The sequence below is a fragment of the Mycobacterium sp. JS623 genome, from assembly GCF_000328565.1.
Lineage (GTDB): Bacteria > Actinomycetota > Actinomycetes > Mycobacteriales > Mycobacteriaceae > Mycobacterium.
Map to the genome: position 1 here is coordinate 2,104,773 of NC_019966.1, position 24,174 is coordinate 2,128,946.

Here is a 24,174-nt window from a genome sequence, read left to right on the forward strand (position 1 = left end):
ATCGGGGACTGCCACGTCGGGATCGGCTTGCCGGGCGCCTTCGCCATACGTAACGGGCTGTCGTTCAGTGCCTTTGAAGGCGCCCTTGATTTTCCAATAACCTACGGTAGCGTAGGTTACGCAGCCGTAGGTAAGGGACGGAGAGTCTTGATGGGGACAACCCAAGAGGCATTGCTCACTGAGCTGGAGCCAGTGGTAGAGGCCAACCTGAACCGACACCTCGAGAAGGCGAAGCCGTGGAATCCGCACGACTACGTTCCGTGGAGCCGCGGGCGCGACTTCGCTCTGTTGGGTGGCCAGGACTGGACTCCTGAGGATTCCCAGCTCGACGAGGTTTCCAAGGCCGCGATGATCGTGAACCTTCTCACCGAGGACAACCTGCCGTCCTACCATCGCGAAATCGCGACGCGTTTCGGGCGCGAGGGCGCCTGGGGTCAGTGGGTGGGTCAATGGACGGCGGAAGAGGGTCGTCACAGCATTGCCCTACGCGACTATCTTCTCGTCACCCGAGGCGTCGATCCCGTGGAACTCGAGCACGGTCGCATGGTGCACACGGCGGCCGGCTACGACTCGGGCGACAAAACGCCGATAGAGGCCCTGGCCTATGTGTCTTTCCAGGAACTGGCGACGCGGATCAGCCACCGCAACACCGGCCGGGCATCTGGATGTCCTATCGCGGAACAACTCCTCACTCGGATAGCGACCGACGAGAACCTGCACATGGTGTTCTATCGGAATTTGGTGAGCGCCGCGCTCGATATCGCACCGAACGCGACAATGCAGGCGATCGCTCGCGAAGTGATCAACTTCCAGATGCCGGGTAGCACCATGCCCGGATTCGCGGAGAATGCCTTGAAGATCGCCAAGGCCGGCATCTACGACCTGCGTTCGCATTTGGACGACGTCGTGCGTCCGGTCTTGCGGTTCTGGGGAGTGTTCGAGCGCGAGGATTTCGACGGTGAAGGAGCTCGCGCGCGAGACGAGCTGGCGGCGTTTCTCGATCTGGTGGAAGAAAAGGCCTCCTACTATGACCAGCGTCGCGAAGAACGACTGGTCACCTCGGCTCGGTAGGGCACGGTAGATTTCGCGATCGCTCGCGAGCCTGCGATCTGTTGCGGTCGTCGACCGTGGCGCGGCTGGCGTCACCGGTCGATCTGCTGGCGACGGAGCCGACACCGCCACCAGAGCGCCGCCTCATCGTCGGGGCCTGGCACGACCGAATGGCATTGCGGGAACCCGCTCTTGCGCTTCACGAGCGGTGGGGCGGCGAGCTGTACTGGCACGACGGCGGCCACGCCGGGCACCTGTTGTCCCGCAGGGTGCAGGCGGCTTCGGAGCGGTTCCTCGGCGGGCTCAGTGCGGAAGGCGTCCGCCGATTGTCCGGGTGACCTGCTCGGCGTTGCCGTAGGTCCCGACGATGCGCGCTCGGACGTTCGTCAGCTCGCGCCCGAGGTCGCACCGGTCGGGCAGCGCCGTCCACCAGAATGCGATGCCGAACACCGACGTGCTGATGTCACTGACGGCGCGGGCGATGTCGACACCAGAACGGACCGAGCCGTCGCGGATGCCCTTGCGCAGGCCCTTCTCGACCTTCGCTGCGCCGCTTTCCAGTTGATCCCGCACGCGCTGACGCAAGGGTGAGGTGGTCTTCACCGCCTCAAAGGTCGCGACGAACATCGCCAGCAGCAGCCCTTGATCCTCGGCGTAGATCTCTTCTATGCGGTCGAAGTGTGCAAGCACCTGCTGCATGCCGCTGGCCCTGAGGTCTGGATCGGGGTTGAGTCGCTTCACGTATTCGTGAAGGAAGGCCTCCAGAATGGCGTCCTTGTTGCCGTAGCGAGCGTGCACCATTGCCCGGCTGTAGCCGGCCCGGCGCCCGATCTCGGCGGCAGTCGTTGCCTCCCAGCCCTTTTCGACGATCAGTTCCGCGGCAGCCTGGAGCAGCCGCCGGTTCGAGGTCTCAACGCGCTCCGGCTGTGTCAATCCGCGGGCAGGAGAAGGCACCCTTGCATATTAGACGCTCGACAAGGAACTTAGTTGTTCAGCGTCAAATTTCTTTGGGAGGTCAATGGTGACTTCGGGCTTGGCGGTGCCGTCGACTATTGAGGACATCACCGCGCAGTGGCTGACCGCCGCGCTCGACGGCGGCATGGTCACCGATGTTCGGGCCGAGAGGATCGCCGAAGACTCGGGATTCTCCTCGTTGCTGTATCGCCTTCACCTCGTAGGCGACGGCGTGCCGTCGAGCGTCATCGTCAAGCTGCCCGCCCAGTCGGAAGCACGGGGCGCCATGGAGATACTGGGCGGCTATCAGCGCGAGTTGTCCTTCTATCGGTATGTGGCAGGCAGCGCGCCAATCCAAACGCCGCATGTTCACACCGCGCGTATGGTCGACGGTTCTGCCGACTTTGTCTTGGTGCTCGAGGATCTGTGCGACTGGGACAACGCCAACCATCTCGCGGGTCTGTCGTTGAATCGCGCCCGAATGTGCATCGAGCAACTTGCGGGCTTGCACGCCTGGTCGACCGACCGCAGGAATACCGCTGTGCTAGAGGCGTTCCCGAGTATCGACACACCGATCGCGCGCGATCTGCTGGTACCCGCCTTCGGGCCGGGCTGGCAGATTTACCTCGACAAGTCGTCGGCACGCGTTTCGTCGGCGGTCGCGGGTTTCGCTGAACGGTTCACCGAGGCCGCGGGCCAAGCGCTGGACGCACTATCCGCACGCTCCATGCTTCTGCATGGCGACATCAGGGCCGACAACATGTTCTTCGACGGTGATCGACTCAAGGTGGTGGATTTCCAGTTCGCCGCGCGCGGCGCGGGTGCCGCCGACATCGCCTACCTGGTCAGCCAGGGACTGCCGACCGAGGTGCGCCGCGGTCACGACAAGGCGCTGGTATGCGAATACCTCGCGTACCTGAGTGCAGACGGCGTCACCGATTATTCGGTCGACGAGGCGTGGCGCCATTACCGATTCGCCGTGGCGTACCTGTTGGTCCTTCCAGTAATCACCCTGAACGGGTGGGACGCCATGCCGGAGCGCTCCCGCGCCCTGTGCCTGACGCTCACGGAACGGGCGGTGGCGACCATCGACGACATTGACGCACTGGCGGTATTCGGCTGATGCGGACTGCTCGTGAAGTGGTGGAGCTGTACAACCTCGTCGTCTGGAATAAGCGTGATTACGCCCTTGCCGAAGAGCTGTTGGGCGACACGGTGATCCGCCACGAGGTGGGGGAGGCCAAGACGCTCACCCATGAAGAGGCAGTGAATCGAATCGTCGACATGTGGGAAGTGTCGGAGGAACTTCGCTTTGATCTGAACCTCGTCGTTGCCGGTGACGACGAGGAACATGTTGCCATCGTCTACGAGTCATCGATAAAGCTGAAGGACGGCACCGAAACCACCGTCGGCAGCATGGAGATCTTCCGCGTAACCGACGGCAGGATCATTGAAGTCTGGAACTGCGGCTACAAGCAAGGAGTCTGGGCGTGACCGAACGCGTGCTCGATGAGCTTGGCTACTACCTGTTGGCCGGAGCCGGCGGGGAAGGCCCGGCGACGTTGATGGACGAGGCACGCCGCGGCGAGCAGTTGGGCTTCGGCACCGCGTTCATCTCGGAGCGGTGGAATGTCAAGGAGGCGTCCTCGCTCGTCGGCGCCGCGTGCGCGGTCACGAACCGAATCCAAATCGCCACGGCGGCAACGAATCACAACACCCGTCATCCGCTGATCACCGGGTCGTGGGCGACAACCATGCATCGTCTGTCTGGTGGACGCTTCACACTAGGCATCGGACGCGGCGTCGCCGCGATGTACGGCGCGTTCGGCATACCATCGGTGACCACCGCGCAGATGGAGGATTTCGCGCAGGTCATGCGGCGGCTGTGGCACGGGGAGCTGATCTTCAACCACGACGGACCGATCGGCAAATACCCGGTGCTGTTCCTCGATCCCGACTTCAACGAGAACATCCGGCTGGCTCTCGTCGCGTTCGGCCCTCAGACGTTGGCGCTCGGTGGACGGGCCTTTGACGACGTCATCCTGCACACCTATTTCACGCCGGAGACACTGCAGCGGTGCGTGAAGACGGTGAAGAGCGCCGCGGAGAAGGCCGGCCGCGACCCGGACAGCGTGCGGGTGTGGTCGTGTTTCGCGACGGTCGGCGACCACCTGCCCGAGGAACTGCGGTTGAAGAAGACCGTCGCGCGGCTGGCGACCTACCTGCAGGGCTACGGCGATCTGATGGTGACAACGAACGGCTGGGATCCAGCGGTGCTGCAACGCTTCCGGGCGGATTCCGTCGTGACGTCGGTCGCCGGCGGGATCGATCACAAGGCCACACCTGAGCAGATCGAACACATCGCTGGGTTGATACCCGATGAGTGGTTGGAGCCGTCGGCAACCGGATCGGCCCAGCAGTGTGTCGACCGGATCCGCGAAGAGTTCGACTACGGCGCCGACGCGCTGATCATGCACGGCGCCACTCCGGACGAACTCGAGCCGATCGTCCACGCCTACCGCGCGAGCGAGTGATTTCGGCGCGCTTGAAGACGATGAGCGGGCGTAAACGCGCCGAAATCACGGAAAGATGACCGTGCGGGACACCGGTTCCGCGGCTGCCTGCCTGGCGTAGAGGCCCCGCTGGAGCGCGGACAGCAAGGCGTTGCGTGTCTCCTCGGGATGAATGAGGTCGTCGAAGCCGAGGTGGCTCGCCGAGCGGAACGATGCCTCGACTTCCGCCTTGCGCAGCTTGGATTCCACATCCTCGGCGGCGTGTGCGGCCTTACTCAAAGCGGCGGCGCTCATCGCTCCCATTGTTGCGCCGGGGTAGGCGAACGTCGCGCTCTGGTTGTCGAATCCCAACAGCGACATCACCATTGACCCGAAGCCGTAGGCCTTCCGCAGCGTCACATGCAGCTTGAGCGTCGTCGCGGCGGTCTGTGCGGCGAACATCCTGGCGCCGCTGCGCAATACCCCGCTCTTCTCGGACCGGCTGCCGGGCAGCATCCCCGGGTTGTCCGCGAGGAACACGATCGGCAGGTGGAACGAGTCGGCTACCGTGATGAAATGCGCTGCCTTGTCGGCGGCGTCGGCGTCGATGGAACCGGCGATCACCTGTGGCTGGTTGGCCACCACCGCGACGGGATGCCCGCCGAGATGGGCGAGCGCGCAGATGATCGCGGGCCCGAACTTCGGCTGCACCTCGAACCAGCCTCGCGCGTCGAACACCACGTCGAGGACCGCGCGCATGTCGTAGACGCGACGGTTGCCACGGGGGACGATCTCGAGGAGTTCGGGCGTCGAGCGCGGTTCGGCCGCTTCATCTTCGGGCAGCGAGGGGGGATACGACCATGCGCTTGGCGGGAAGTACGACAGGTACCGGCGAATGTCGTCGAGCACCGCTTCGTCATCCTCGGCCAGGTTGTGGATCACTCCGCTCGCCAGCGCCACGCTCGGTCCGCCCAGGTCTTCCTTCGAAATGTCCTCGCCCGTGGACTCTTTGACCACCGGTGGGCCTGCGGTGAAGATGGCGCCCTGCCGACTCATGATGGTGAAGTCGCACACCGGTGCCACCAGCGCGCCATGTCCGGCCGAGGGGCCAAGCAAGCCCCCGACCATCGGCACCTTGCCGGAGCACTGCGCTTGCGCCAAGAGGTCGGTGGGGGTGCGGCCGTAATGCTCACCGCTGGGCCGGAAGCCGGCGCCTTCGAGCAGCATCACGAGCGGGATTCGGTCGCGCAGCGCAAGTTCGGCCAGTCGGTAGCGCTTGGCGTTCCCGCCCGGCCCGATGCTGCCGGCCAGGGTGGTGAAGTCCTCGGCGCCGACCATCACCGGTGAACCGTTGATGAGCCCGGAGCCGGCGACGATGCCGTCGGCCGCGATGTCACCGCCGACGAGCGTGCCGAACTCACGGAACGAACCCTTGTCGAGCAGATGCTCGAGACGCGCGCGGGCGTCGAGCTTGCCTTTGCCGTGGTGCTTGTCGAGGCGTTCCGGGCCGCCCATCGCGTGGGCGTGGCGACGTCGGCGGGACAGCTCGTCGAGTGTGTCCGCCCAATCCTCGGACTTGGTCATGCCTCGACTCCTCCTCGCTCGTTCCTCGCTGCGATCCTCACTCGTTGTCGTCTTCAGTCGTCATCCGCCACTCCTGTCGTCAGAAGGCGATCGTCGCACCGATATGTTCACATTGACCATACTGAATTGCTTACTGTAGCGTCTGCGAGTATGGGTAGCGACGGCGGCCTCAAGGTTGACGCGGCCGTGGCCAGCGGGCTTACCGACGTCGCCCAGACGGCAAGCACGCTCGAGCGGCGAGGCTACGACTGCTGCTGGACTGCCGAGATCAACCACGATCCGTTCCTGCCGTTGGTTTTGGCCGCCGAGCACACCACGCGACTCGAATTGGGCACCAGCATCGCCGTGGCGTTCGCCCGCAATCCCATGACGGTCGCCAACATTGGCTGGGATCTGCAGGCGTATTCGGATGGCCGGTTCATTCTCGGGCTCGGCTCACAAGTGCAGGCCCACATAGAGAAGCGGTTCAGCATGCCGTGGGGTCAGCCTGCGCGGCGAATGCGTGAGTTCGTGCTGGCGCTGCACGAGATCTGGTCATGCTGGCGCGATGGCACGAAGCTTCGCTTCGAAGGCGATTTCTACACGCACAAGCTGATGACGCCGATGTTCACGCCCGAGCCGCAACCGCAGCCTGCGCCGAAGGTGTTCGTCGCCGCGGTCGGCGAGGCGATGACCGAGATGTGCGGCGAGGTCGCCGACGGCCTGCTCGCTCACGCGTTCACCACCAAGCGGTACTTCGAAGAGGTGACCACTCCGGCGCTGCTGCGGGGCATGGCGCGTTCCGGGCGTCAGCGCAAGGACTTCCAGCTGTCGTGTCCGATCTTCGTGGTGACGGGGGAGACCGAAGAAGAGTTGGCCGCGGGCGCCGTCGGCACCCGCAAGCAGATCGCGTTTTACGGCTCAACTCCGGCCTACCGTAAGGTTCTCGATCTGCACGGGTGGGGCGATCTGCATACCGAATTGCACCGGCTCAGTCTTCAAGGCGAGTGGGACACCATGGGCACATTGATCGACGACGAGATCCTCGAGGCGTTCGCGGTCGTTGCTCCCATCGACAGCGTCGCCCAGAAGATCCGGGATCGGTGCGACGGCGTGATCGATCGCGTGCTTGTTGGTTTCCCACCCTCGATTTCTGAGGCGACCGTCATTGCCGTGCTGCACGGTTTGCGCGGCCAATCCGTGAGGAGCCGCCAGTGACTGCGCCGACGATGGATGAAGCTGCCAGGGTTTTCGCCGACCCGCTGGCGTACACCGACGAGCCGAAACTCCATGCGGCACTGACCCATTTGCGGGCCAATAATCCTGTCGCATGGGTGGACGTGCCGTCCTACCGGCCGTTCTGGGCCATCACGAAGCACGCCGACATCATGGCGATCGAACGCGACAACGCATTGTTTACCAACTCGCCGCGGCCGGTCCTCCTGACAGAGGAGGCCGACGAACAACAGGCCGCGATCGGAATAAGCACGCTGATTCACATGGACGACCCGCAGCACCGCGTGGTGCGTGCCATCGGTGGCGACTGGTTCCGCCCAAAGGCCATGCGGGCGTTGAAGGTTCGCGTCGACGAACTGGCCAAGCGGTTCGTCGACCAGATGGCGGAGTCCGGCGACGAGTGCGACTTCGTGCAAGAGGTCGCGGTGAACTACCCGCTCTACGTGATCATGTCGATGCTCGGCCTTCCCGAAGAAGATTTTCCGCGGATGCTCACGTACACGCAGGAGATGTTCGGCAACGATGACCCGGAACTTCAGCGCGGCAGTACCAAAGAGGAGCAGGTGGCGTCGCTGCTCGATATGTTCGCGTACTTCACCGCGGTGACAGCGTCGCGCCGGGCGAACCCGACCGAGGATCTGGCGTCGGCGATCGCGAATGCCACGATCGACGGCGAGCCGCTGAACGACATCGAGACCGTGTCGTACTACTCGATCGTCGCCGCTGCCGGTCATGACACCACCAGCGCGGTGATCTCCGGTGGACTGCATGCCCTGATCGAACACCCCGATGAGCTCGAGCGGCTTCAGAACAACATGGAGCTGATGCCGCTGGCCACCGAGGAGATGATCCGCTGGGTCACGCCCGTCAAAGAATTCATGCGCACGGCGCAGCAGGACGCCACTGTCCGCGGTGTGCCGATCGCTGCGGGCGAATCGCTACTGCTGTCCTACGTGTCGGCCAACCGCGACGAAGAGGTCTTCGACGACCCGTTCCGCTTCGATGTCGGCCGTGACCCCAACAGGCACAACGCGTTCGGCTACGGCGTGCACTTTTGCTTGGGGGCTGCGCTGGCCCGCATGGAGGTCAACAGCTTCTTCTCCGAACTGGTGCCGCGGCTGGAGTCGATCGAGCTGACCGGCGACCCGAAACACATCGCCACCATTTTCGTCGGCGGTCTCAAGCACCTGCCAATTCGCTACTCGCTCAAGTGAATAGGACGGCCGCCCCCGTGATTTCGAGGCGGCCGTCCCAGTGACTGGTCAGATGGGGAGCGGTATCCAGATCCCGAAGAACCAGAAGCCCCATTGGTTGTAGCCCTGATCCCACACCGGCTGCTCCTGGAAGCCCCAGTAGTTGATCGGTGGTGGCGGCGGCCCCCACGGATCCGGCAGCGGACCGTCCCACGCGGGCGGCGGCGGCGCACCCCAGCCCCATGGCGGCAGATCGCCGCCCCATGGCGCACCGTGGAATCGGCCGCGCCAGTCGTTGTCGCCCGGGTTCCACGGCGGGCGCCAATCGTGATTGTCGGGGGTGTGGAAGTCGGGACCACCCGGGTTGTGCCAGTCGCCGGGCGGAGGCCCGCCGGGTCCGCGGAAGTCGCCTGGGGGAGGACCGCCCGGGCCGCGGAAGTTGTCCTGCGGCGGCCCGCCGGGTCCACGGAAGTTGTCCTGCGGCGGCCCGGCGGGGCCGCGGAAGTTGTCCTGCGGCGGACCACCGGGGCCACGCTCCTCAGGTGGTGGGCCCCCCTGTCCGCGCTGCGGTGGCGGCCCACCCGGACCACCGGGGCCACACTGCACCCCGGGAGCCGGGTTGCATTGAGGTGGTGCGGCGCTGGCAACGCCTGACCCGAGACTGATTCCTGTCATGCCAAGACTGCAGCCGATCGCCGCTCCGGCGACTACTTGTTTGAGCTTCATAACCTGGCCTTTCGTGCGTCGATAGACGCCCCAACCCAAAGGCGAGGTTAGGTAGGCACTCTAAGAGTCAGCTATGTCGTCAGTAGCAATGTGCTGTACGGCAACTCAGCGCGGGGCATTGCTCCTGTTCAATTGCGCCTGCAGCGTGCTCGCTCCGAGACTCGAGTCTTTCGTGCCATGCGACCGCGACTGGATGGAAACGTCGTGGCCTTCGGCCGCCTTGCGCAACGCGCCGATGGTGGCCTGTTCGCGGGTGATGTGCGTGAACGGGTCCCAGTGATACCAGCGCATGGCGTTTTCGAAGGTCATCTTGTTGACCTCGTCATCGGGCACGTTGTTCTTTTCCAGTACCTCGTACAGTTGCTCGGGGGCGCCGGGCCACATGCTGTCGCTGTGCGGGTAGTCGGCTTCCCAGCAGATGTTGTCGATACCGATCTCATTGCGCAGCGCGACACCGACGCGATCGGAGATGAAGCATGTCAGGAAGTGGTCACGGAACACTTCCGACGGTTTCTTGCCCTTGAAGTCCTGACCCGTCCACGTCGAATGCATTTCATAGGTGCGATCGGCACGCTCCAGGAAGTAGGGGATCCAGCCGGTGCCGCCTTCACTCAGCGCGATCTTGAGGTCCGGATATTTCTTGACCGGCTTGGACCACAACAGATCTGCCGCCGCTTGCACGATGTTCATCGGCTGCAGAGTGATCATCACGTCCATCGGCGCGTCGGGAGCGGTGATTGCAAGCTTCCCCGAGGATCCGATGTGCACGTTCATCACGGTGTCGGTATCCACCAACGCTTCCCAGAGCGGTGTCCAGTAGTCGTCGTGGAAACTCGGATAACCCATGGCAGCAGGGTTCTCGGTGAACGTCAACGCATGCACGCCGCGTTCGGCGTTGCGCCGCACCTCTTTAGCGCACGCTTCGGCATCCCAGATCACCGGCAGACACATCGGAATGAATCTCGCGGGGTAAGCGGCGCACCACTCCTCGACGTGCCAGTCGTTGTAGGCCTGCAGCAACGCCAGCGAGAACTCGGTGTCCTCTGTCACGAACAACCGCCCGGCGAAACCCGGGAACGACGGGAAGCAGATTGAGCCGAGGATGCCGCCGGCGTTCATGTCCTTGACGCGCTCATCGACGTTGTAGCACCCGGGGCGGATCTCATCGAGGCCTGTCGGCTCGAGGCCGTACTCCTCCTTGGGCCGGCCCGCGACCGCGTTCAACGCGACGTTGGGGATCACCACATCGCGGAACTGCCAAGTGTCCGACCCGTCCGGGTTGTGCACCAACCGAGGTGCCTCGTCCAAGTACTTCTTCGACAGGTGATTGCGAAACATGTCCGGCGGTTCGACGATGTGGTCGTCGACGCTGATCAGGATCATGTCGTCCTTGTTCATGCCTATATCCTCTCAACTGCCTTACCGTATGGCCAACAGTTTAGCGTGCGGACGCTTTCGGGCTTGCTGGCATGACCCGACGGTATGCCGATTTCTGCGTGAGGGTCGTTGATCCGGCCGAATCACAGCCCCTGGTGCAAACTCGCTGCGACGGCAGCGGCCTCAGCAGCAGCGCGGGTTCGGATTGCTCTCCGTCGCGTCGTGCCGCATGCGCCAGTACTCGCGTTCGGACATGACCGCGTCACCGGGGTGGGTGCGGCGGCGATGTTCGACGTAGCGGTGATAGTGGTTATCGCCCATCAATGAGCCCCAGTACCAACCGATCTGGCGGGCGACTTCGGCAGCGCGTCCCATTGCTTTTGCACCTCCCGTTCTGTCTTGGTGGGGATGAGTCCTGATGGTGCGAAGATGCGTGACGGCACCGGCTCGTCTTCGGTCAACGGCCGACCCGTGCCCTGAAGAGACTTGAGCACGACGATGACTCCCGCAATGAACACGATGACGACGACGGACGCGAAGACGATCGACAACGTCCCCTGAATGAACGTATTGCGGACAATCTTGTCGACGTCAGCGGGGGACTTCGCGGTGAGACAGAGCTTTCCCGCCGCCTGTGCGGTCTCGCAGATGCTGTGTTGCTTCCAGTAACCGAGCTTCGGATCCGCGGAGAAGATCTTCTGCCACGACGCGGTCAGGGTGACGATGAGGTCCCAGAACAGTGGAAGTGCCGGTATCCACGCCCATTTCACGAGGCCGCGCTTGACCACGACGACGGTGACCACTGTGAGCGCTATCGCGGCGAGCAGTTGGTTGGCGATGCCGAACAACGGGAACAGCGTGTTGATGCCGCCGAGTGGATCGGTGACACCCATCAACAGGATGCTGCCCCACGCGGCGACGACGATGACGCTGCAGATCCACGCGCCGACCCGCCAACTCGGATTCTGCAGCTTCGTCAGCGGCCCACCGAGATTGCCGAGACCGTCGGAGAGCATGAACCGCGCGACCCGCGTGCCCGCATCGACGGTGGTGAGGATGAACAGCGCCTCGAACATGATCGCGAAGTGGTACCAGAACGCCTTGAGACCCGTGCCCCCGAAGACCTGGTGCAGCACTTCTGACATGCCGAACGCCAATGTCGGTGCGCCGCCGGTGCGGGAGATGATCGACTTCTCGCCAACGCCTTGGGCGGCGTCGGTGATCTCCCTGGGGGTGATCGGTGCGCCGGACAGCCCAAGTTTGTTGACATAGTCGGCGGCCGTCTGCGCCGTCGTACCCGTTTGCGCCGCGGGGGCATTCATCGTGAAGTAGAGGTGCTGATTGATGATCGCTGCGGTGATCAGCGCCATGATCGCGACGAACGACTCGGTGAGCATGCCGCCGTAGCCGATCAACCGCATCTGGCTTTCCTTTTCGAGCAGCTTCGGTGTGGTGCCCGACGAGATCAGGGAGTGGAAGCCCGACAGCGCCCCGCACGCGATGGTGATGAACAGGAACGGGAACAGTGAACCCGCGAACACCGGACCGGTGCCCTTTGTGGCGAACTGCGAGATCGCGGGCGCTTCCATGAGGGGGCGGGCCACCAGAATCCCGATTGCCAGCAGTGCGATCGTGCCGACCTTCATGAACGTCGACAGGTAATCGCGCGGCGCCAGCAGCAACCAGACCGGCAGTACCGAGGCGGCGAATCCGTAGATGATGATGCACCACGACAGCGTCACCTTCGAAAGTGTGAACCAGTCTGCACCCCAAGAGGTTTCAGCAACCCAGCCGCCGGAGACGACCGCCAACAGCAGCAGCACAACGCCGATCAGTGAAACCTCCGACACCCGGCCAGGGCGCAGGAACCGCAAGTAGACGCCCATGAACAGCGCGATGGGAATGGTCATCGCGATCGAGAAGACGCCCCATGGGCTCTCGGCGAGTGCGCCGACGACCACCAATGCCAGCACCGCCAGCAGGATGACCATGATCACGAGCACCCCGATGATGGCGGCAGCACCGCCGATCGCGCCGAGTTCGTCACGGGCCATCTGGCCGAGCGAGCGGCCGCGGCGCCGGACGGAAATCGACAACACGAGATAGTCCTGCACGCACCCGGCCAATACTGCGCCGATGATGATCCAGATGGTGCCCGGCAGATAGCCCATCTGCATCGCGAGCACGGGCCCGACAAGCGGGCCTGCGCCCGCGATCGCGGCGAAGTGATGGCCGTAGAGCACCCGCCGGTCGGTCGGCATGTAGTCGGTAGCATTTTCGAAAAGCTCAGCGGGCGTGGCGTTGTCGTCGCGCGGACGGACGATCTTCATCTCGATCAACCGTGCGTAGAACCGGAAGCCGATCACATAGGTGCAGATCGCTGCGATGACGAACCACACCGCGTTGATCGTCTCGCCGCGGAAGAACGCGATGATCGCCCACGCGATCGCGCCGATCAGCGCGATGATGGCGAAAATGATCTTGTGTCTGGTGGTGATCGGGGAGCGGTCGATGATCGCTACCGGAGGCAGATCCTTGTCCGTCCGGATGAAAGTGATATCGCCTTCGGTTTCCTCGATGCGGTCAGATGGTGTGGCAGTGGGTGTGGCCATGAACCGATCCTTTCACCGCACAAAACGGTGTTGGGGCAATTCCCAGGTTTCAATTCGGTTATGACCCGCGCTCGTAGAAGGCCCGCACGGTGTCGATGGTGTCGGCCTCAGCTGGGCTTTTGTCGTCTCGGTAGCGCAGCACGCGCGCGAACCGCAACGCCATGCCGCCGGGGTAGCGGGTCGAGCCCTGCACTCCGTCGAACGCGATCTCGACCACCTGCTCTGGCCGCACTTTGACGACGTAGCCGTCCGTCGGCCCGTCGGCCAACTCCATGAAGCGGGTGGTCTGCCACTCGAGCATCGCATCCGTCATGCCCTTGAAAGTCTTGCCCAGCATGACGAATCCACCCGTCGCGGGGTCGCGTGCGCCGAGGTGAATGTTGGAGAGCTTTCCGGTGCGACGACCCGAGCCCCATTCGACACCGAGTACGACGAGATCGAGGGTGTGCACCGGCTTGACTTTCAGCCAGCCCGCGCCGCGCCGGCCCGCCTCGTACGGCGCGGTCAGCGACTTCGCCATCACCCCTTCGTGTCCGGCATCGAGCGTGATGTCGAGAAAGCGTTGCGCGGCCTCGGCGTCGTCGGTGATCAATCGGTCGACGCGATGGGCTTTCGGCACGATGGCGTCCAGGGCGGCCACCCGCTCGCTGGCCGGCCGGTCCAGCAGGTCCTCGCCGTCAAGATGCAGCAGATCGAACACGAACACCGACAGTGGTTGGGTCTCCCTGGCCTTCGCGATGTCGACTCGACGTCCGAACCGCGAGGCCGTCTCCTGGAATCGATGCGGGCGTCCGTCGGGTCTCAGAGCGATGGCCTCCGCATCGGCGATCAGATCCGTGACGGGCAGCGCCAACGTCGCCTCGACCACCTCGGGCAGGCGTTCGGTGACGTCGTCGAGGCTGCGGGTGTAGATCGAAACCGCGTCACCGGCGCGGTGAATTTGCACTCGCGCGCCGTCCAGCTTGGCCTCCAAAACCGCTGTGCCGCCGAGCCGTTCGAGCGCTTCGCCTACTCCAGTCGCCGTCTGGGCGAGCATCGGTCCAACTGGTTGGCCGACCTTGAGGGTGAATTGTTCGAGCGCGGTTTCGTCGCCGGTCAATGCCGCGGCAGCGACGGCGGGCAGATCGCCGCCCAGCATGGCAGCGCGTCGCACGACGGACGCGGCGATGTTCGCGGCCTTCGCGACCGCATCGGCCATCACCCCGACCAGGGCGCCCTGGCGCAACTCGCCGCTGAGTAGCCGTCGCAGAAACGTCTGTTCGGGTTCGGTGGCGGCCGCGAACACCGCGTTGACGAGTTCAGCGCGGCGCGCCTGCGAGCCTTTCCCGGCGACCAGCCCGATCTCGCTGAACGACGCATCGACTTGCCGCACGGTCAGCGACGGCTCCGCGGCAGGGGAAGGGAGCGAACGTAACGCGGCCCAACCGACTCCGATCTGGCGTTGCGGCAGCTCGCCGGACAGCCAGGACACCACGACCGCGACCAGCTTCGCGTCCTCCTCGGCGCCTGCGTGGCGCAGCAGATCGGCAATGCGGGCGATCTTGGCCAGCCGCGCGGAGGTCGCGCCGACCTCGGCCGACGCGGCGGCGACGTCAATGAGCTGCACGAGCCCAGCCTGGCACGACCGTCAGACATCTCCGAGCAGATCGGTGAGCACGGCCGCTTCGGCTCGAAGCATGGCTGCCCGTTCGTTGTGGCCGCCCGCCGTGAAGTCGCGGGCGGCGGTCATCCGCTCGTCGATCTCGGTGCGCACCAATTCGCGGACCTCCGCATCGGAGAGCACGCGTCGCGCGACCTCGGCGGCGCCAAGCCCGGCGCCGGCGCCGGCGATGGTGCCGCTGGCGAGGCACGCCAAAGTAGCCGCGAGCGACCGCATTTGCACATGAATTTTCGGCGTGTTCATGTGCAGACACGGTCACTCGGCGAACTACTTAACTGCGAACGACACCGTCTGCCAGCCGGTGGCACCGTCGGGGACAGGGTCGGCCTCGTCGGCCGTCTGCACCGCGCCGGTGTTGTCGGTGGCCCGCACGGTGATGGTGTGCGAACCGGGCTGGGTGGCCTGCCAGTTGAAGCTCCACAGCCGCCAGGTGTCGTTGGAGTACGAGGCGCCGAGATCGGCTGGCTGCCAAGGACCTTCGTCGATGCGGATCTCGACTGCGCGCACGCCGCGGTTCTGCGCCCACGCAATGCCGCCGAACGTCACGGGTCCCTTGGGGACGTCCTGCCCGCTGCGGGGCACGTCGATGCGGGATTCCGTCTTGATCGGACCCTTGGCCGACCAACCATGCTGCGTCCAGAACGCCTCGGCCCGGTCGAACCGGGTCAGCTCCAAGTCGACGACCCATTTGGTGGCCGACACGTAGCCGTACAACCCGGGGACGACGAGCCGGGCGGGGTAACCGTGTTCGGTGGGCAGCGGCTGGCCGTTCATTCCGATCGCCAGCAGCGCGTCCCGCTTGTCGGTCAGGGCCTCGACAGGCGTACCCGCGGTGAACCCGTCGATCGACATCGACAGCACCATGTCCGCGTCGGGATGCACTCCCGCCTCCGCGAGTAGGTCGCGGACCCGGTATCCCGTCCACGCCGCATTCGAAATAAGTTCGCCACCAACGGGATTCGACACACACGTCAGCGTCACCAGTTTCTCGACGACCTCGAACCGGTCCAGGTCTTCGAAGCGGTAAGTGATCTCGCGGTCCACCATGCCGTGGATCTTCAGCTGCCAGTCTGCGCGACTCAGCTGCGGAACGCTGAGCGCGGTGTCGATCCGATAGAAGTCGGTGTTGCTGGTGACAAACGACGGCAGTACAACACCCTTGGGCTGCACGGCAGGCGGTACCGGCGCAGCGGCGACGTTGACCCGCGGCAGTGCGAACGCATCGCGATCGCCCGACACGGACGACAACATCCGCGACAACACGACACCGCCGACGCCGGTCAAAGCTCCTGCACCAAGGAAACCCAGCGTCACCAACGACAGTCGGCGGCCGCGGTCGGGGGAGTCGGAGCCCTCGACCGGCTCCGGCGCGTTGGTGATCCGTCCGGAAATCAGCAGGCGCAGCACGGCGACACCGCAGACTGTGCCGATCACTGTCGGCACGATGTCGGCCACCGTCGCGCCCGCGCGCGAGAGCACCGCTACGCACCCGAGGATCCCGGCGACGACGATCGCGGCGCTACCGATCGGAACGCGACGCGTCTCCCATCGCGCGGTCACCGCCGCGATCAACGCGATCACGCCGAGAACGACGATCGTCAGGAAAAGCTTGTCCGTAGTGCCGAACGTCTGGATCGTCCACTCTTTGACCGGGCCGGGAGTCAAGTCGACGATCGCGGAACCGATTGCCGTGCGGGCGTCGGCCTGTGGGCCGAACGCGACGGCAAGCAGCTGCGTGACGCCGAGCGCCACAGCGGCGGCCGCGATGCCCGCCAGCATCCGCGATTCGGCAGCTGGTCTGGCCATAACCAGAACCTACCTGCGCGCCGGAGCGCCAGGGCTTACGAAGTTGTGACGGCACCCGAAAGGCTTACGGGATGGACGATGAGATATGTTGCGAAGCGGTCCGGCCACAGTCTTGAAAGGGAGCTAGATGGAGATCGAGGGCAAGAAGGCCATCGTCGTCGGCGGTGCGTCGGGATTCGGCAAGGCGACCGCCGAGTCGCTGGCCAAGCGGGGCGCCAGCGTCGCGGTGCTGGATCGGCCGCAGTCGAAGGGCCAGGAGGTGGCCGACGCGATCGGCGGCACGTTCCACGAAGTGGACGTCACCGACTTCGACGGCACCGAGAAGGTGCTGCAGCAGGCCGTCGAGGAACTGGGCGCGCTCCACATCATCGTGACGACGGCCGGTGGCGGCATCGGCGAGCGCACGGTCAAGAAGGACGGTCCGCACAGCCTGGAGTCGTTCCGCAAGACCGTCGATCTCAATCTCATCGCAACCTTCAACATCAGCCGGCTTGCTGGGTGGCAGATGAGCAAGCAGGACCTCGTCGACGACGAGCAGGAGGAGCGCGGCGTCATCATCAACACAGCCTCGATCGCCGCCTTCGAGGGACAGATCGGGCAGGTCGCCTACACGGCATCCAAGGCCGCGATCGCGGGCATGTGCCTGACCATGGCGCGCGACCTTGGCAGCCTCGGCATCCGCGCGCTGGCGATCGCGCCGAGCCTGTTCGCCACTGGGCTGACCGAGGGAATCCCCGACGAGTTCGCCAAGCAGCTCACCAAGGACGCAGCATTTCCGAAGCGACTTGGTAGGCCAGAGGAATACGCCAAGCTTGTCCTGGCGATCGTGGAGAACCCGATGCTCAACGGCCAGTGCCTGCGGCTGGACGCCGGGCAGCGCTTCGCCCCGAAGTAGGCCGCCCGGCGCTAGGGTGGCCGGGTGGCGACCGTTGCCGATCACGTCATCCATGCATTGCGGGTCAGCGGCGTTCGCCGCGTGTACGGGCTGCCTGGCGACAGCCTGAACGGTTTCACCGATGCGCTGCGGCGCTCCGGTGAAATCACTTGGGAGCACGTCCGTCACGAAGAGACGGCCGCGTTCGCAGCTGCAGCCGACGCCGCGCTGACTGGTCAGCTCGCCGTCTGCGCCGGCAGTTGTGGGCCGGGCAATCTGCACCTGATCAACGGGCTGTTCGATGCGCAGCGCAGCCGCGTGCCGGTGCTGGCTATCGCGGCGCACATTCCGCGCACCGAGGTCGGCTCCGAGTATTTCCAGGAGACCCACCCGCAGGATTTGTTCCGCGAGTGCAGTGTCTACCGCGAACTGGTCAGCACACCCGAGATGGCGCCCCGCATTCTCGAGATGGCGATGCGCGCCGCGGTCGAGGAACGCGGGGTCGCCGTCGTCGTCATCCCCGGCGAGATCTTCCTGCAGCGCGCCGAGCAGTCGGGATTCCTGACGCGTCCCATCACGGCGACCCGTTCCGTGGTGCGTCCTGACGACGACTCGCTGCGTGCGGCGGCCGAAATCCTCAACGCCGCACAGGCTGTCACGATTCTTGGTGGCGCGGGCACCGAGGGTGCCCATGACGAATTGATTCAGGCGGCGTCGACACTCAGCGCGCCGATCGTGCATGCGTTGCGCGGCAAGGAGTTCATCGAGTACGACAACCCGTTCGACGTCGGCATGACCGGACTGCTCGGATTCGCGTCGGGATACAAGGCGATCAAGGAGGCCGATGCGCTGCTGATGCTGGGCACCGACTTCCCGTATCAGCAGTTCTATCCCGACAACGCCAAAGTCGTGCAGGTCGACATCCGCGGCCGCAACCTCGGCCGTCGCACCCCAGTCGACCTCGGTCTCGTCGGCACGGTGAAGGACACGCTGGCTGCTCTGCAACCGCTGCTGCGACAGAAGGCGGACCGCGACCACCTCGACCGCTCGCGTCGGCACTACGGCAAGACACGCAAGGCGCTGGACGAGCTTGCCGTCAACGATCGCGACCGCACCCCGATCCGGCCGGAATACGTTACGGGCCTTGCCAATCAGCTGGCCGCCGATGACGCGGTGTTCACCGTTGACGTTGGATCGCCGGTGGTGTGGGCGGCACGTTATGTCAAGATGAACGGTCGCAGGCGCCTGGTTGGCTCGTTCAACCACGGCACTATGGCTTGCGCGCTGCCGCACGCGATCGGCGCGCAAACGGCGTACGGCGACCGTCAAGTGGTCGCGCTGGCCGGCGACGGCGGCCTGACGATGATGTTCGGCGAACTCGTCACGCTGATCCAGAATCGGTTGCCCGTCAAGGTGATTGTGTTCAACAACTCGTCGCTGAACTTCGTCGAATTGGAGATGAAGGCGGCCGGCATCGTCAACTTCGGCACCGACCTGGTCAATCCGAACTTCGCCGATGTCGCACAGGCGATGGGCATTTTCGGTCGCCGGGTCGAGCAGCCGTCGGATCTGCAGCAGGCACTAGCCGACGCGTTCGCCCACGACGGACCGGCGCTCATCGATGTGGTCACCGCGCGTCAGGAGTTGTCGATACCGCCCGCGATCACCGTCGAGCAGGCTAAGGGCTTCTCGCTGTACGCGATCCGGACCATCCTGGCCGGCCGCGGCGACGAATTGCTGGACCTGATAACCACCAACGTCGCGCGACGCATCCTCGACTGATCTTGGTTTTGGGACTTTCCAAGCCAATTCCAATCATCGCCGCTACTGTTTGCCCATGCGAATGAAGGTGTGGTCATTGGCTGCTGTCGTTTTGCTCTTGGCAGCGTGCGGCGGCCCGAAGCCGCAGGTCCCCGGGGTCGCCCAAAAGACCGGATCGCCCCCTGACACCAGCAATATCGAAATCCACGGCGACGCGTCAGCCGACGTCAACAAACTGGCGATGCAGGCGATCGCCGATCTGCAGGACTACTGGACCAAGGAGATGCCGAAGCTTTACGGCAAGGACTACGAGCCGGTGAAGGGCGGCTTCTATGCCGTCATTCCATCGTCGGGCGATTTTCCGCCGTGCGCCCAGGACGCCAGTGAAATCTCCGGCAACGCCTTCTACTGCGCTGCAAAGGATGTCGTCGCGTGGGACGCCGAAGGCCTGCTGCCCGAATTGAAGGAGAAGTACGGCGATTTCGTCATCCCCGTGGTGCTCGCTCACGAGTGGGGCCACGCCGTACAGGGCCGATCGAACTTCACCGCTCGCACGGTGACCAAGGAGCTGCAGGCCGACTGCTTCTCGGGAGCGTGGTCCAAACACGCCAAGGAAGACGGTGTGTTCAAGGTGACCGCCGCCGATCTGGACACCGCGCTCGCCGGCATCCTCGACCTGCGTGACACGCCGGGCACATCCAACATCGACCCGAACGCGCACGGCAGCGGCTTCGACCGGGTGAGCGCCTTCCAGGACGGCTTCGACAACGGCCCCGGCAAGTGCAAGGACTACCGCGACGACGAGCCGATGGTGCTCGAGCTGCCGTTCAACGACGCCCAGGACGCGGCGCAGGGCGGCGATGCGCCCTATGACTCGATCGTCAATGGTGTGCCGTACGACCTCGAGGACTACTTCACGCACCTGTATCCCGAGTTGACCCACGGAAAGCAGTGGCCGCCGGTGAAGGGTCTGGAGCCGTTCGACCCCAACCATCCGCCGGCGTGCGGGGGACAGTCCGCCGAGAGATTCGCGTTGTTCTATTGCGTGCCAGACGATTACGTCGGCTGGGACAACGTCGACGCGATGCCGCAGGTGTACAAGCAGGGTGGCGACTATGCCGTCGCCACGCTGCTCGCCACCCAGTACGGGCTGGCGGCGCTGACGCGGTTGGGCGACCAGTCCGACGAGAAGACATCGACGCTGCGCGCCGACTGCCTGGCGGGCGGCTACACGGCGAGCGTCATCCTCTACAACCGTCCCGACACCAGCACGTACCACATCTCGCCCGGCGACCTTGACGAAGGCATCAAGGCGCTGCTGGTGTTCCGCGGCGAGGGCGACGTCGAGCGCCAGGGCGCAGGCTGGGCACGGATCAAGGCGTTCCGCTCCGGCGTCATCGATGGCGCGGAGTCTTGCCTGAACTACCAGGACAAGTAGCTCAGGCCGGGCGCGGCACCGCCGCCGAGGAGCTCTGACCGATCCACGCGGGGATGCTGCGGCGCACCTCGGACGGCCCGGATATCGCGACTGTGCCCTCGAGCAGGGCGTGCTCCCAGCTGACATCGCCGCGCCAGATGCGGGTGAGCGTGCGCAGGCTCGTTTCGACGGTGCCGGTCACCTCGTGGCCGGGGTCGAAATCGCACACGTCGGCCTCGCCGTCGGCCACCACCAGCCACCACCGCGACGCCTTCGCCGCCACCCCGTCGAGATGAAACGCCAGCGTGGTGCGGGTGCGCGGCCAGCTGTCGATCGGGATCGTGCGGCGCATATCCCACATCAGCAGATGCGGATCGAGGTCCTGCTCCCCGAGTTCGCCGATCCAGCGCACGCCCCAGGCGCCCAGTGCGTCGACGACGTCGGCGAGCTCCTTGCCGCACTCGGTCAGTGAATACGTTGTGCGCCCATCGATTTCGTTGCGCTCGATGACGCCCGCCCGGGTCAGCGACTTCAGTCGCTTCGACAGCAGTGCCGGTGACATCTTCGGCACGCCCCGGCGCAGGTCGTTGAAATGCCTACTGCCCAGCAGCAGTTCCCGCACGACGAGCATCGTCCAGCGCTCGTCGAGCAACTCCATCGCCTTGGCCACCGGACAGAACTGGCCGTATCCGGACATCGCATCGCCTCCCCGGTTCGCAATATCGCAGTACAGATATAGAACCAGGCGCAGTACAGATTTGTTACTAGTTCGGTCGCCGCGGTGGCGCGACGATGTTGACCATGAGCAAATCAGCCGGAACCGTGGACGACAGCCAGATCGCGGCCAAACACCGAGCCATGTGGGCGTCGGGTGACTATCCGAAGCTCGCCGTCGACCTCGTCGCTCCCCTCGGGCCCGTCCTAGTGCAGGCCACCAGCGTGGCCCGCGGTGACCGAGTCCTCGATGTCGCCGCCGGGACCGGAAACGCCGCGATTCCGGCCGCACAAACCGGGGCCAGCGTCGTCGCCAGCGACCTATGCCCAGAATTGTTGGAGAGCGGCCGAACCCTTGCCGCCGAACAAGGCGTCGAATTGGACTGGCGTGAGGGTAACGCGCACGCACTGCCGTTCGGCGACAACGAGTTCGACGTCGTGATGTCCTGCATCGGCGTGATGTTCGCGCCGTTTCATCAGCAGGCCGCCGACGAGCTGGTCCGGGTTGCCAAGCCGGGCGGCAGGCTCGGCCTGATCAACTGGACACCCGAGGGACACATCGGCCAGTTGTTTGCGACCATGAAGCCGCATATGCCGGCCCCGCCGCCGGGCGCGCAGCCGCCGCCATTGTGGGGACAGGAGGACCACGTCCGCGAGCTGTTCGGTGACCACGTCACCGACCTAGTCACCGAGCGGCGCACGCTGCCCGTGCACCATTTCCCTGACGGCGCGGCGTTCCGTGACTACTTCAAGGCTGTCTACGGGCCGACGATCGCGACGTATCGAAACATCGAGGGCGACGCGGACCGCGTCGCGGCGCTCGACGCGGACATCGCCCGGCTCGGCGACGGCTTCTTCACCGGCGACGGCACCATGGAATGGGAATACCTGCTCGTAACGGCGCGCAAGGCCTGACACGATGTCGGCATGGATCAGCTGCCGACCCTGACCGCCGACGACCAGGCTGCAGTGCAGCGCTGGGTGCAAGAGCAGGGCCTCGGTTCGGAGGTCACCGACGTCGAGCCGCTGACCGGGGGAACCCAGAACATCGTGGTGCGGCTGCACATCGACGGTCGCCCGATGGTGTTGCGCCGGCCGCCGCTTCACCCGCGGCCCACGAGCAACAAGACCATGCTGCGCGAGATGGCGGCGCTGCGAACGCTTGCGGGCACGCAGGTGCCGCATCCCGGCTTCATCGCGGGCACCGACGATCTCGACGTGCTTGGTGTGGTGTTCTACCTGATGGAAGAGGTCGACGGTTTCAACCCCGGCGACACCATGGACGAGGCGTATGTCCGCAACGCCGACTGGCGGCATCAGGTCGGCCTGTCATATGCGGCTAGCCTCGCGCGGCTGGGCAACGTCGAGTGGGAGGGCAGCCCGCTGGCAGAGCTCAAACGGCCTGGCTCGTTTCTGGCGCGCCAGGTGCCGCAATTTCTCGGGCTGCTGGAAAGCTATCGGCACGAACACTATTCGCCCGAGTCACTGGCTGTGACGGAATTGGCGGACTGGCTGGAGTCGAACCGTCCTGCGGATTCGAAGCCGGGAATTATGCACGGCGACCCGCACCTGAGCAATGTGCTGCTGCGCCGCGACAAGCCGGAGTTGGCCGCGTTCGTGGACTGGGAGATGTGCACTGTCGGCGACCCGCTGCTGGATTTGGGTTGGATGCTGATCTGCTGGCCCTTGGAGACCAACACGATTACGGCGGGCGCTCAGCTGGCCGCGCTCGGCGGGTTGGCCAGCAGGCGGGAGTTGCTCGACGCATATCTGGCGGCTGGCGGTCGCGAAACGTCAAGCCTGGATTGGTATGTCGCGATGGCGTGCTTCAAGCTGGGCATCGTCATCGAGGGCACCTGGTCGCGGTATCTGGTCGGGCAGGCAAGCCGAGACGCAGGCGAGCGACTGCATGCGAACGCGCAGAACCTGATTGACATCGGCACCCGCGTGGCCAAGGGCGACAGCCCATTTCAGTGACTAGCCGTACGCGTCGAAACCCAGCTTGACCGCAAGGACCAGGCCCGCGATGCCGATCACCACGCGCAGGGGTCCCGTCGGAGCATGCCGGACCACCACAGGACCGAGGCGCGATCCGATCAGGCATCCGATGCCGACGGCGAGGACGGCAGGCCAGTGGACGGGCGCGACGACCGTAAAGATCAGCGCTGCAACCCCGTTCGCAACTGCCAGGATCACGTTCTTGCCCGCGTTGGCATGCGCAAGCGTCGCGCCGCCAGCTCGCATGAGCATCGCCAGGAGCAGAACGCCCGCGGCTGCGCCGAAGTAGCCACCGTAAATGCAGATCACAAAGATCGCTGCGGATTCGAGGAGAATCCTGACCGTATCTCGTTGGTGGTGAGCGACTCTGGCTTCCTGACGGGTGGACCGCGGCAGCAGGATCGCTACCGAGGCCAGGCCGAGCAGGATGGGGACAATCCTTTCGAAACCCTCCGCTGGCGTGGTCAACAGGAGCGTCGCACCGATTGCACCGCCGATCGCGGCGGCGGGCAGGATTCGCTTGATCCACGCGCCTTGGCCAGCCAGTTCCGGTTGCGATCCCGCAATGGAGCCAATGCCGTTGAACACCAGGGCAACGGTGTTGGTGACGTTGGCCGTCACCGGGGGCAGCCCGAACACCAACAGGGCTGGATAGGTGGCTACAGACGCCAGTCCCGCGATGCTGCCGGTGAGACCGCCGAGCACGCCGGCAGCTGCGAGGAAGGCCCAGTCCATGGGCCG

The 24,174-nt window shown here is 64.9% G+C and carries 22 protein-coding genes and 1 pseudogene; 12 read left to right on the plus strand and 11 right to left on the minus strand.

Translation table 11 applies throughout. The annotated features are described in order from the left end of the window. Positions 1-150 precede the first annotated feature (150 nt). Both MYCSM_RS10195 and MYCSM_RS10200 read left to right on the plus strand, forming a co-directional pair. Entirely contained in the window at positions 151-1,071 is a 921-nt protein-coding gene (locus MYCSM_RS10195) for an acyl-ACP desaturase (protein WP_015306072.1), read from the plus strand. 23 nt (positions 1,072-1,094) lie between these two features. Beyond that, positions 1,095-1,388, plus strand: a pseudogene (locus MYCSM_RS10200) (alpha/beta hydrolase); the annotation flags it as partial. On the opposite strand, the gene MYCSM_RS10205 reads toward MYCSM_RS10200, so the two are convergent. Beyond that, complete coding sequence (locus MYCSM_RS10205) at positions 1,354-2,004, minus strand: TetR/AcrR family transcriptional regulator (RefSeq protein WP_015306073.1); 651 nt, start codon at positions 2,002-2,004, stop codon at positions 1,354-1,356. The pseudogene MYCSM_RS10200 and the gene MYCSM_RS10205 overlap by 35 nt on opposite strands. Before the next feature lie 64 nt (positions 2,005-2,068). Between MYCSM_RS10205 and MYCSM_RS10210 the strand changes: the two genes are divergently transcribed. Genes MYCSM_RS10210 through MYCSM_RS10220 form a run of 3 tightly spaced genes read left to right on the plus strand, consistent with a single transcriptional unit; the run spans position 2,069 to position 4,538 of the window. Next, on the plus strand, positions 2,069-3,127 hold the full coding sequence (locus MYCSM_RS10210; protein ID WP_198345021.1) for a phosphotransferase: 1,059 nt from the start codon (positions 2,069-2,071) through the stop codon (positions 3,125-3,127). Next, positions 3,124-3,498, plus strand: coding sequence for a nuclear transport factor 2 family protein (locus MYCSM_RS10215; protein ID WP_041311723.1), 375 nt, complete (start codon positions 3,124-3,126; stop codon positions 3,496-3,498). Before MYCSM_RS10210 ends, MYCSM_RS10215 begins: the two co-directional genes overlap by 4 nt. Then, the gene (locus MYCSM_RS10220; protein WP_015306076.1) at positions 3,495-4,538 is read left to right on the plus strand and encodes a TIGR03857 family LLM class F420-dependent oxidoreductase; all 1,044 of its coding nucleotides are present in this window, start codon (positions 3,495-3,497) and stop codon (positions 4,536-4,538) included. Before MYCSM_RS10215 ends, MYCSM_RS10220 begins: the two co-directional genes overlap by 4 nt. Positions 4,539-4,583: 45 nt before the next feature. On the opposite strand, the gene MYCSM_RS10225 is transcribed toward MYCSM_RS10220, so the two are convergent. Continuing rightward, a complete protein-coding gene (locus MYCSM_RS10225; RefSeq protein WP_015306077.1) occupies positions 4,584-6,080 on the minus strand; it encodes an acyl-CoA carboxylase subunit beta in 1,497 nt (498 codons plus the stop codon). Positions 6,081-6,230: 150 nt separating this feature from the next. Here MYCSM_RS10225 and MYCSM_RS10230 point away from each other — a divergent pair, with 150 nt between their 5' ends. Together MYCSM_RS10230 and MYCSM_RS10235 are read left to right on the plus strand one after the other, a co-directional pair. Next, positions 6,231-7,277 carry an LLM class F420-dependent oxidoreductase gene (locus MYCSM_RS10230; RefSeq protein WP_015306078.1) on the plus strand — a complete coding sequence of 349 codons (1,047 nt, stop codon included), beginning with the start codon at positions 6,231-6,233 and terminating at the stop codon, positions 7,275-7,277. Positions 7,278-7,288: 11 nt separating this feature from the next. Beyond that, the gene (locus tag MYCSM_RS10235; protein ID WP_041313771.1) at positions 7,289-8,509 is read left to right on the plus strand and encodes a cytochrome P450; all 1,221 of its coding nucleotides are present in this window, start codon (positions 7,289-7,291) and stop codon (positions 8,507-8,509) included. 48 nt (positions 8,510-8,557) lie between these two features. Here MYCSM_RS10235 and MYCSM_RS10240 read toward each other — a convergent pair whose 3' ends face one another. The 7 genes from MYCSM_RS10240 to MYCSM_RS10265 form a co-directional block, all read right to left on the minus strand. After that, on the minus strand, positions 8,558-9,163 hold the full coding sequence (locus MYCSM_RS10240; protein ID WP_442928514.1) for a chitin-binding protein: 606 nt from the start codon (positions 9,161-9,163) through the stop codon (positions 8,558-8,560). A gap of 156 nt (positions 9,164-9,319) precedes the next feature. Further along, positions 9,320-10,612, minus strand: a complete 1,293-nt coding sequence (locus MYCSM_RS10245) for an amidohydrolase family protein (protein ID WP_015306081.1) — start codon at positions 10,610-10,612, stop codon at positions 9,320-9,322. A gap of 162 nt (positions 10,613-10,774) precedes the next feature. Then, positions 10,775-10,966 (minus strand): YbdD/YjiX family protein, encoded by a 192-nt coding sequence (locus MYCSM_RS35905; RefSeq protein WP_015306082.1) that lies wholly within the window; start codon positions 10,964-10,966, stop codon positions 10,775-10,777. After that, positions 10,912-13,203 (minus strand): carbon starvation CstA family protein, encoded by a 2,292-nt coding sequence (locus tag MYCSM_RS10250; RefSeq protein WP_015306083.1) that lies wholly within the window; start codon positions 13,201-13,203, stop codon positions 10,912-10,914. The genes MYCSM_RS35905 and MYCSM_RS10250 overlap by 55 nt, the downstream gene beginning before the upstream one ends. 58 nt (positions 13,204-13,261) lie before the next feature. After that, positions 13,262-14,809, minus strand: a complete 1,548-nt coding sequence (locus tag MYCSM_RS10255; protein WP_015306084.1) for an ATP-dependent DNA ligase — start codon at positions 14,807-14,809, stop codon at positions 13,262-13,264. Positions 14,810-14,830: 21 nt separating this feature from the next. Further along, on the minus strand, positions 14,831-15,106 hold the full coding sequence (locus MYCSM_RS10260) for a hypothetical protein (RefSeq protein WP_015306085.1): 276 nt from the start codon (positions 15,104-15,106) through the stop codon (positions 14,831-14,833). 24 nt (positions 15,107-15,130) lie between these two features. Continuing rightward, positions 15,131-16,669: a molybdopterin-dependent oxidoreductase gene (locus tag MYCSM_RS10265; RefSeq protein WP_015306086.1), complete on the minus strand. Its 1,539-nt coding sequence runs from the start codon at positions 16,667-16,669 to the stop codon at positions 15,131-15,133. A 127-nt stretch (positions 16,670-16,796) separates the two neighbouring features. Here MYCSM_RS10265 and MYCSM_RS10270 point away from each other — a divergent pair, with 127 nt between their 5' ends. From MYCSM_RS10270 to MYCSM_RS10280, 3 genes are read left to right on the plus strand one after another with little or no spacing between them, the layout of a single operon-like run. Next, positions 16,797-17,564 (plus strand): SDR family NAD(P)-dependent oxidoreductase, encoded by a 768-nt coding sequence (locus MYCSM_RS10270; RefSeq protein WP_015306087.1) that lies wholly within the window; start codon positions 16,797-16,799, stop codon positions 17,562-17,564. Positions 17,565-17,588: 24 nt separating this feature from the next. Then, positions 17,589-19,325 carry a ubiquinone-dependent pyruvate dehydrogenase gene (gene poxB, locus MYCSM_RS10275; RefSeq protein ID WP_015306088.1) on the plus strand — a complete coding sequence of 579 codons (1,737 nt, stop codon included), beginning with the start codon at positions 17,589-17,591 and terminating at the stop codon, positions 19,323-19,325. Between the two features lie 55 nt (positions 19,326-19,380). Then, the gene (locus MYCSM_RS10280) at positions 19,381-20,742 is read left to right on the plus strand and encodes a neutral zinc metallopeptidase (RefSeq protein ID WP_015306089.1); all 1,362 of its coding nucleotides are present in this window, start codon (positions 19,381-19,383) and stop codon (positions 20,740-20,742) included. Position 20,743: 1 nt separating this feature from the next. Here MYCSM_RS10280 and MYCSM_RS10285 read toward each other — a convergent pair whose 3' ends face one another. Further along, complete coding sequence (locus MYCSM_RS10285; RefSeq protein ID WP_015306090.1) at positions 20,744-21,418, minus strand: winged helix-turn-helix transcriptional regulator; 675 nt, start codon at positions 21,416-21,418, stop codon at positions 20,744-20,746. 104 nt (positions 21,419-21,522) lie between these two features. Here MYCSM_RS10285 and MYCSM_RS10290 point away from each other — a divergent pair, with 104 nt between their 5' ends. Continuing rightward, complete coding sequence (locus MYCSM_RS10290; protein WP_041313776.1) at positions 21,523-22,350, plus strand: class I SAM-dependent methyltransferase; 828 nt, start codon at positions 21,523-21,525, stop codon at positions 22,348-22,350. 12 nt (positions 22,351-22,362) lie between these two features. Continuing rightward, positions 22,363-23,412 (plus strand): phosphotransferase family protein, encoded by a 1,050-nt coding sequence (locus tag MYCSM_RS10295; protein ID WP_015306092.1) that lies wholly within the window; start codon positions 22,363-22,365, stop codon positions 23,410-23,412. Here MYCSM_RS10295 and MYCSM_RS10300 read toward each other — a convergent pair whose 3' ends face one another. After that, complete coding sequence (locus MYCSM_RS10300) at positions 23,413-24,168, minus strand: sulfite exporter TauE/SafE family protein (protein ID WP_015306093.1); 756 nt, start codon at positions 24,166-24,168, stop codon at positions 23,413-23,415. It abuts the gene before it with no gap. Between the last annotated feature and the right edge of the window lie 6 nt (positions 24,169-24,174).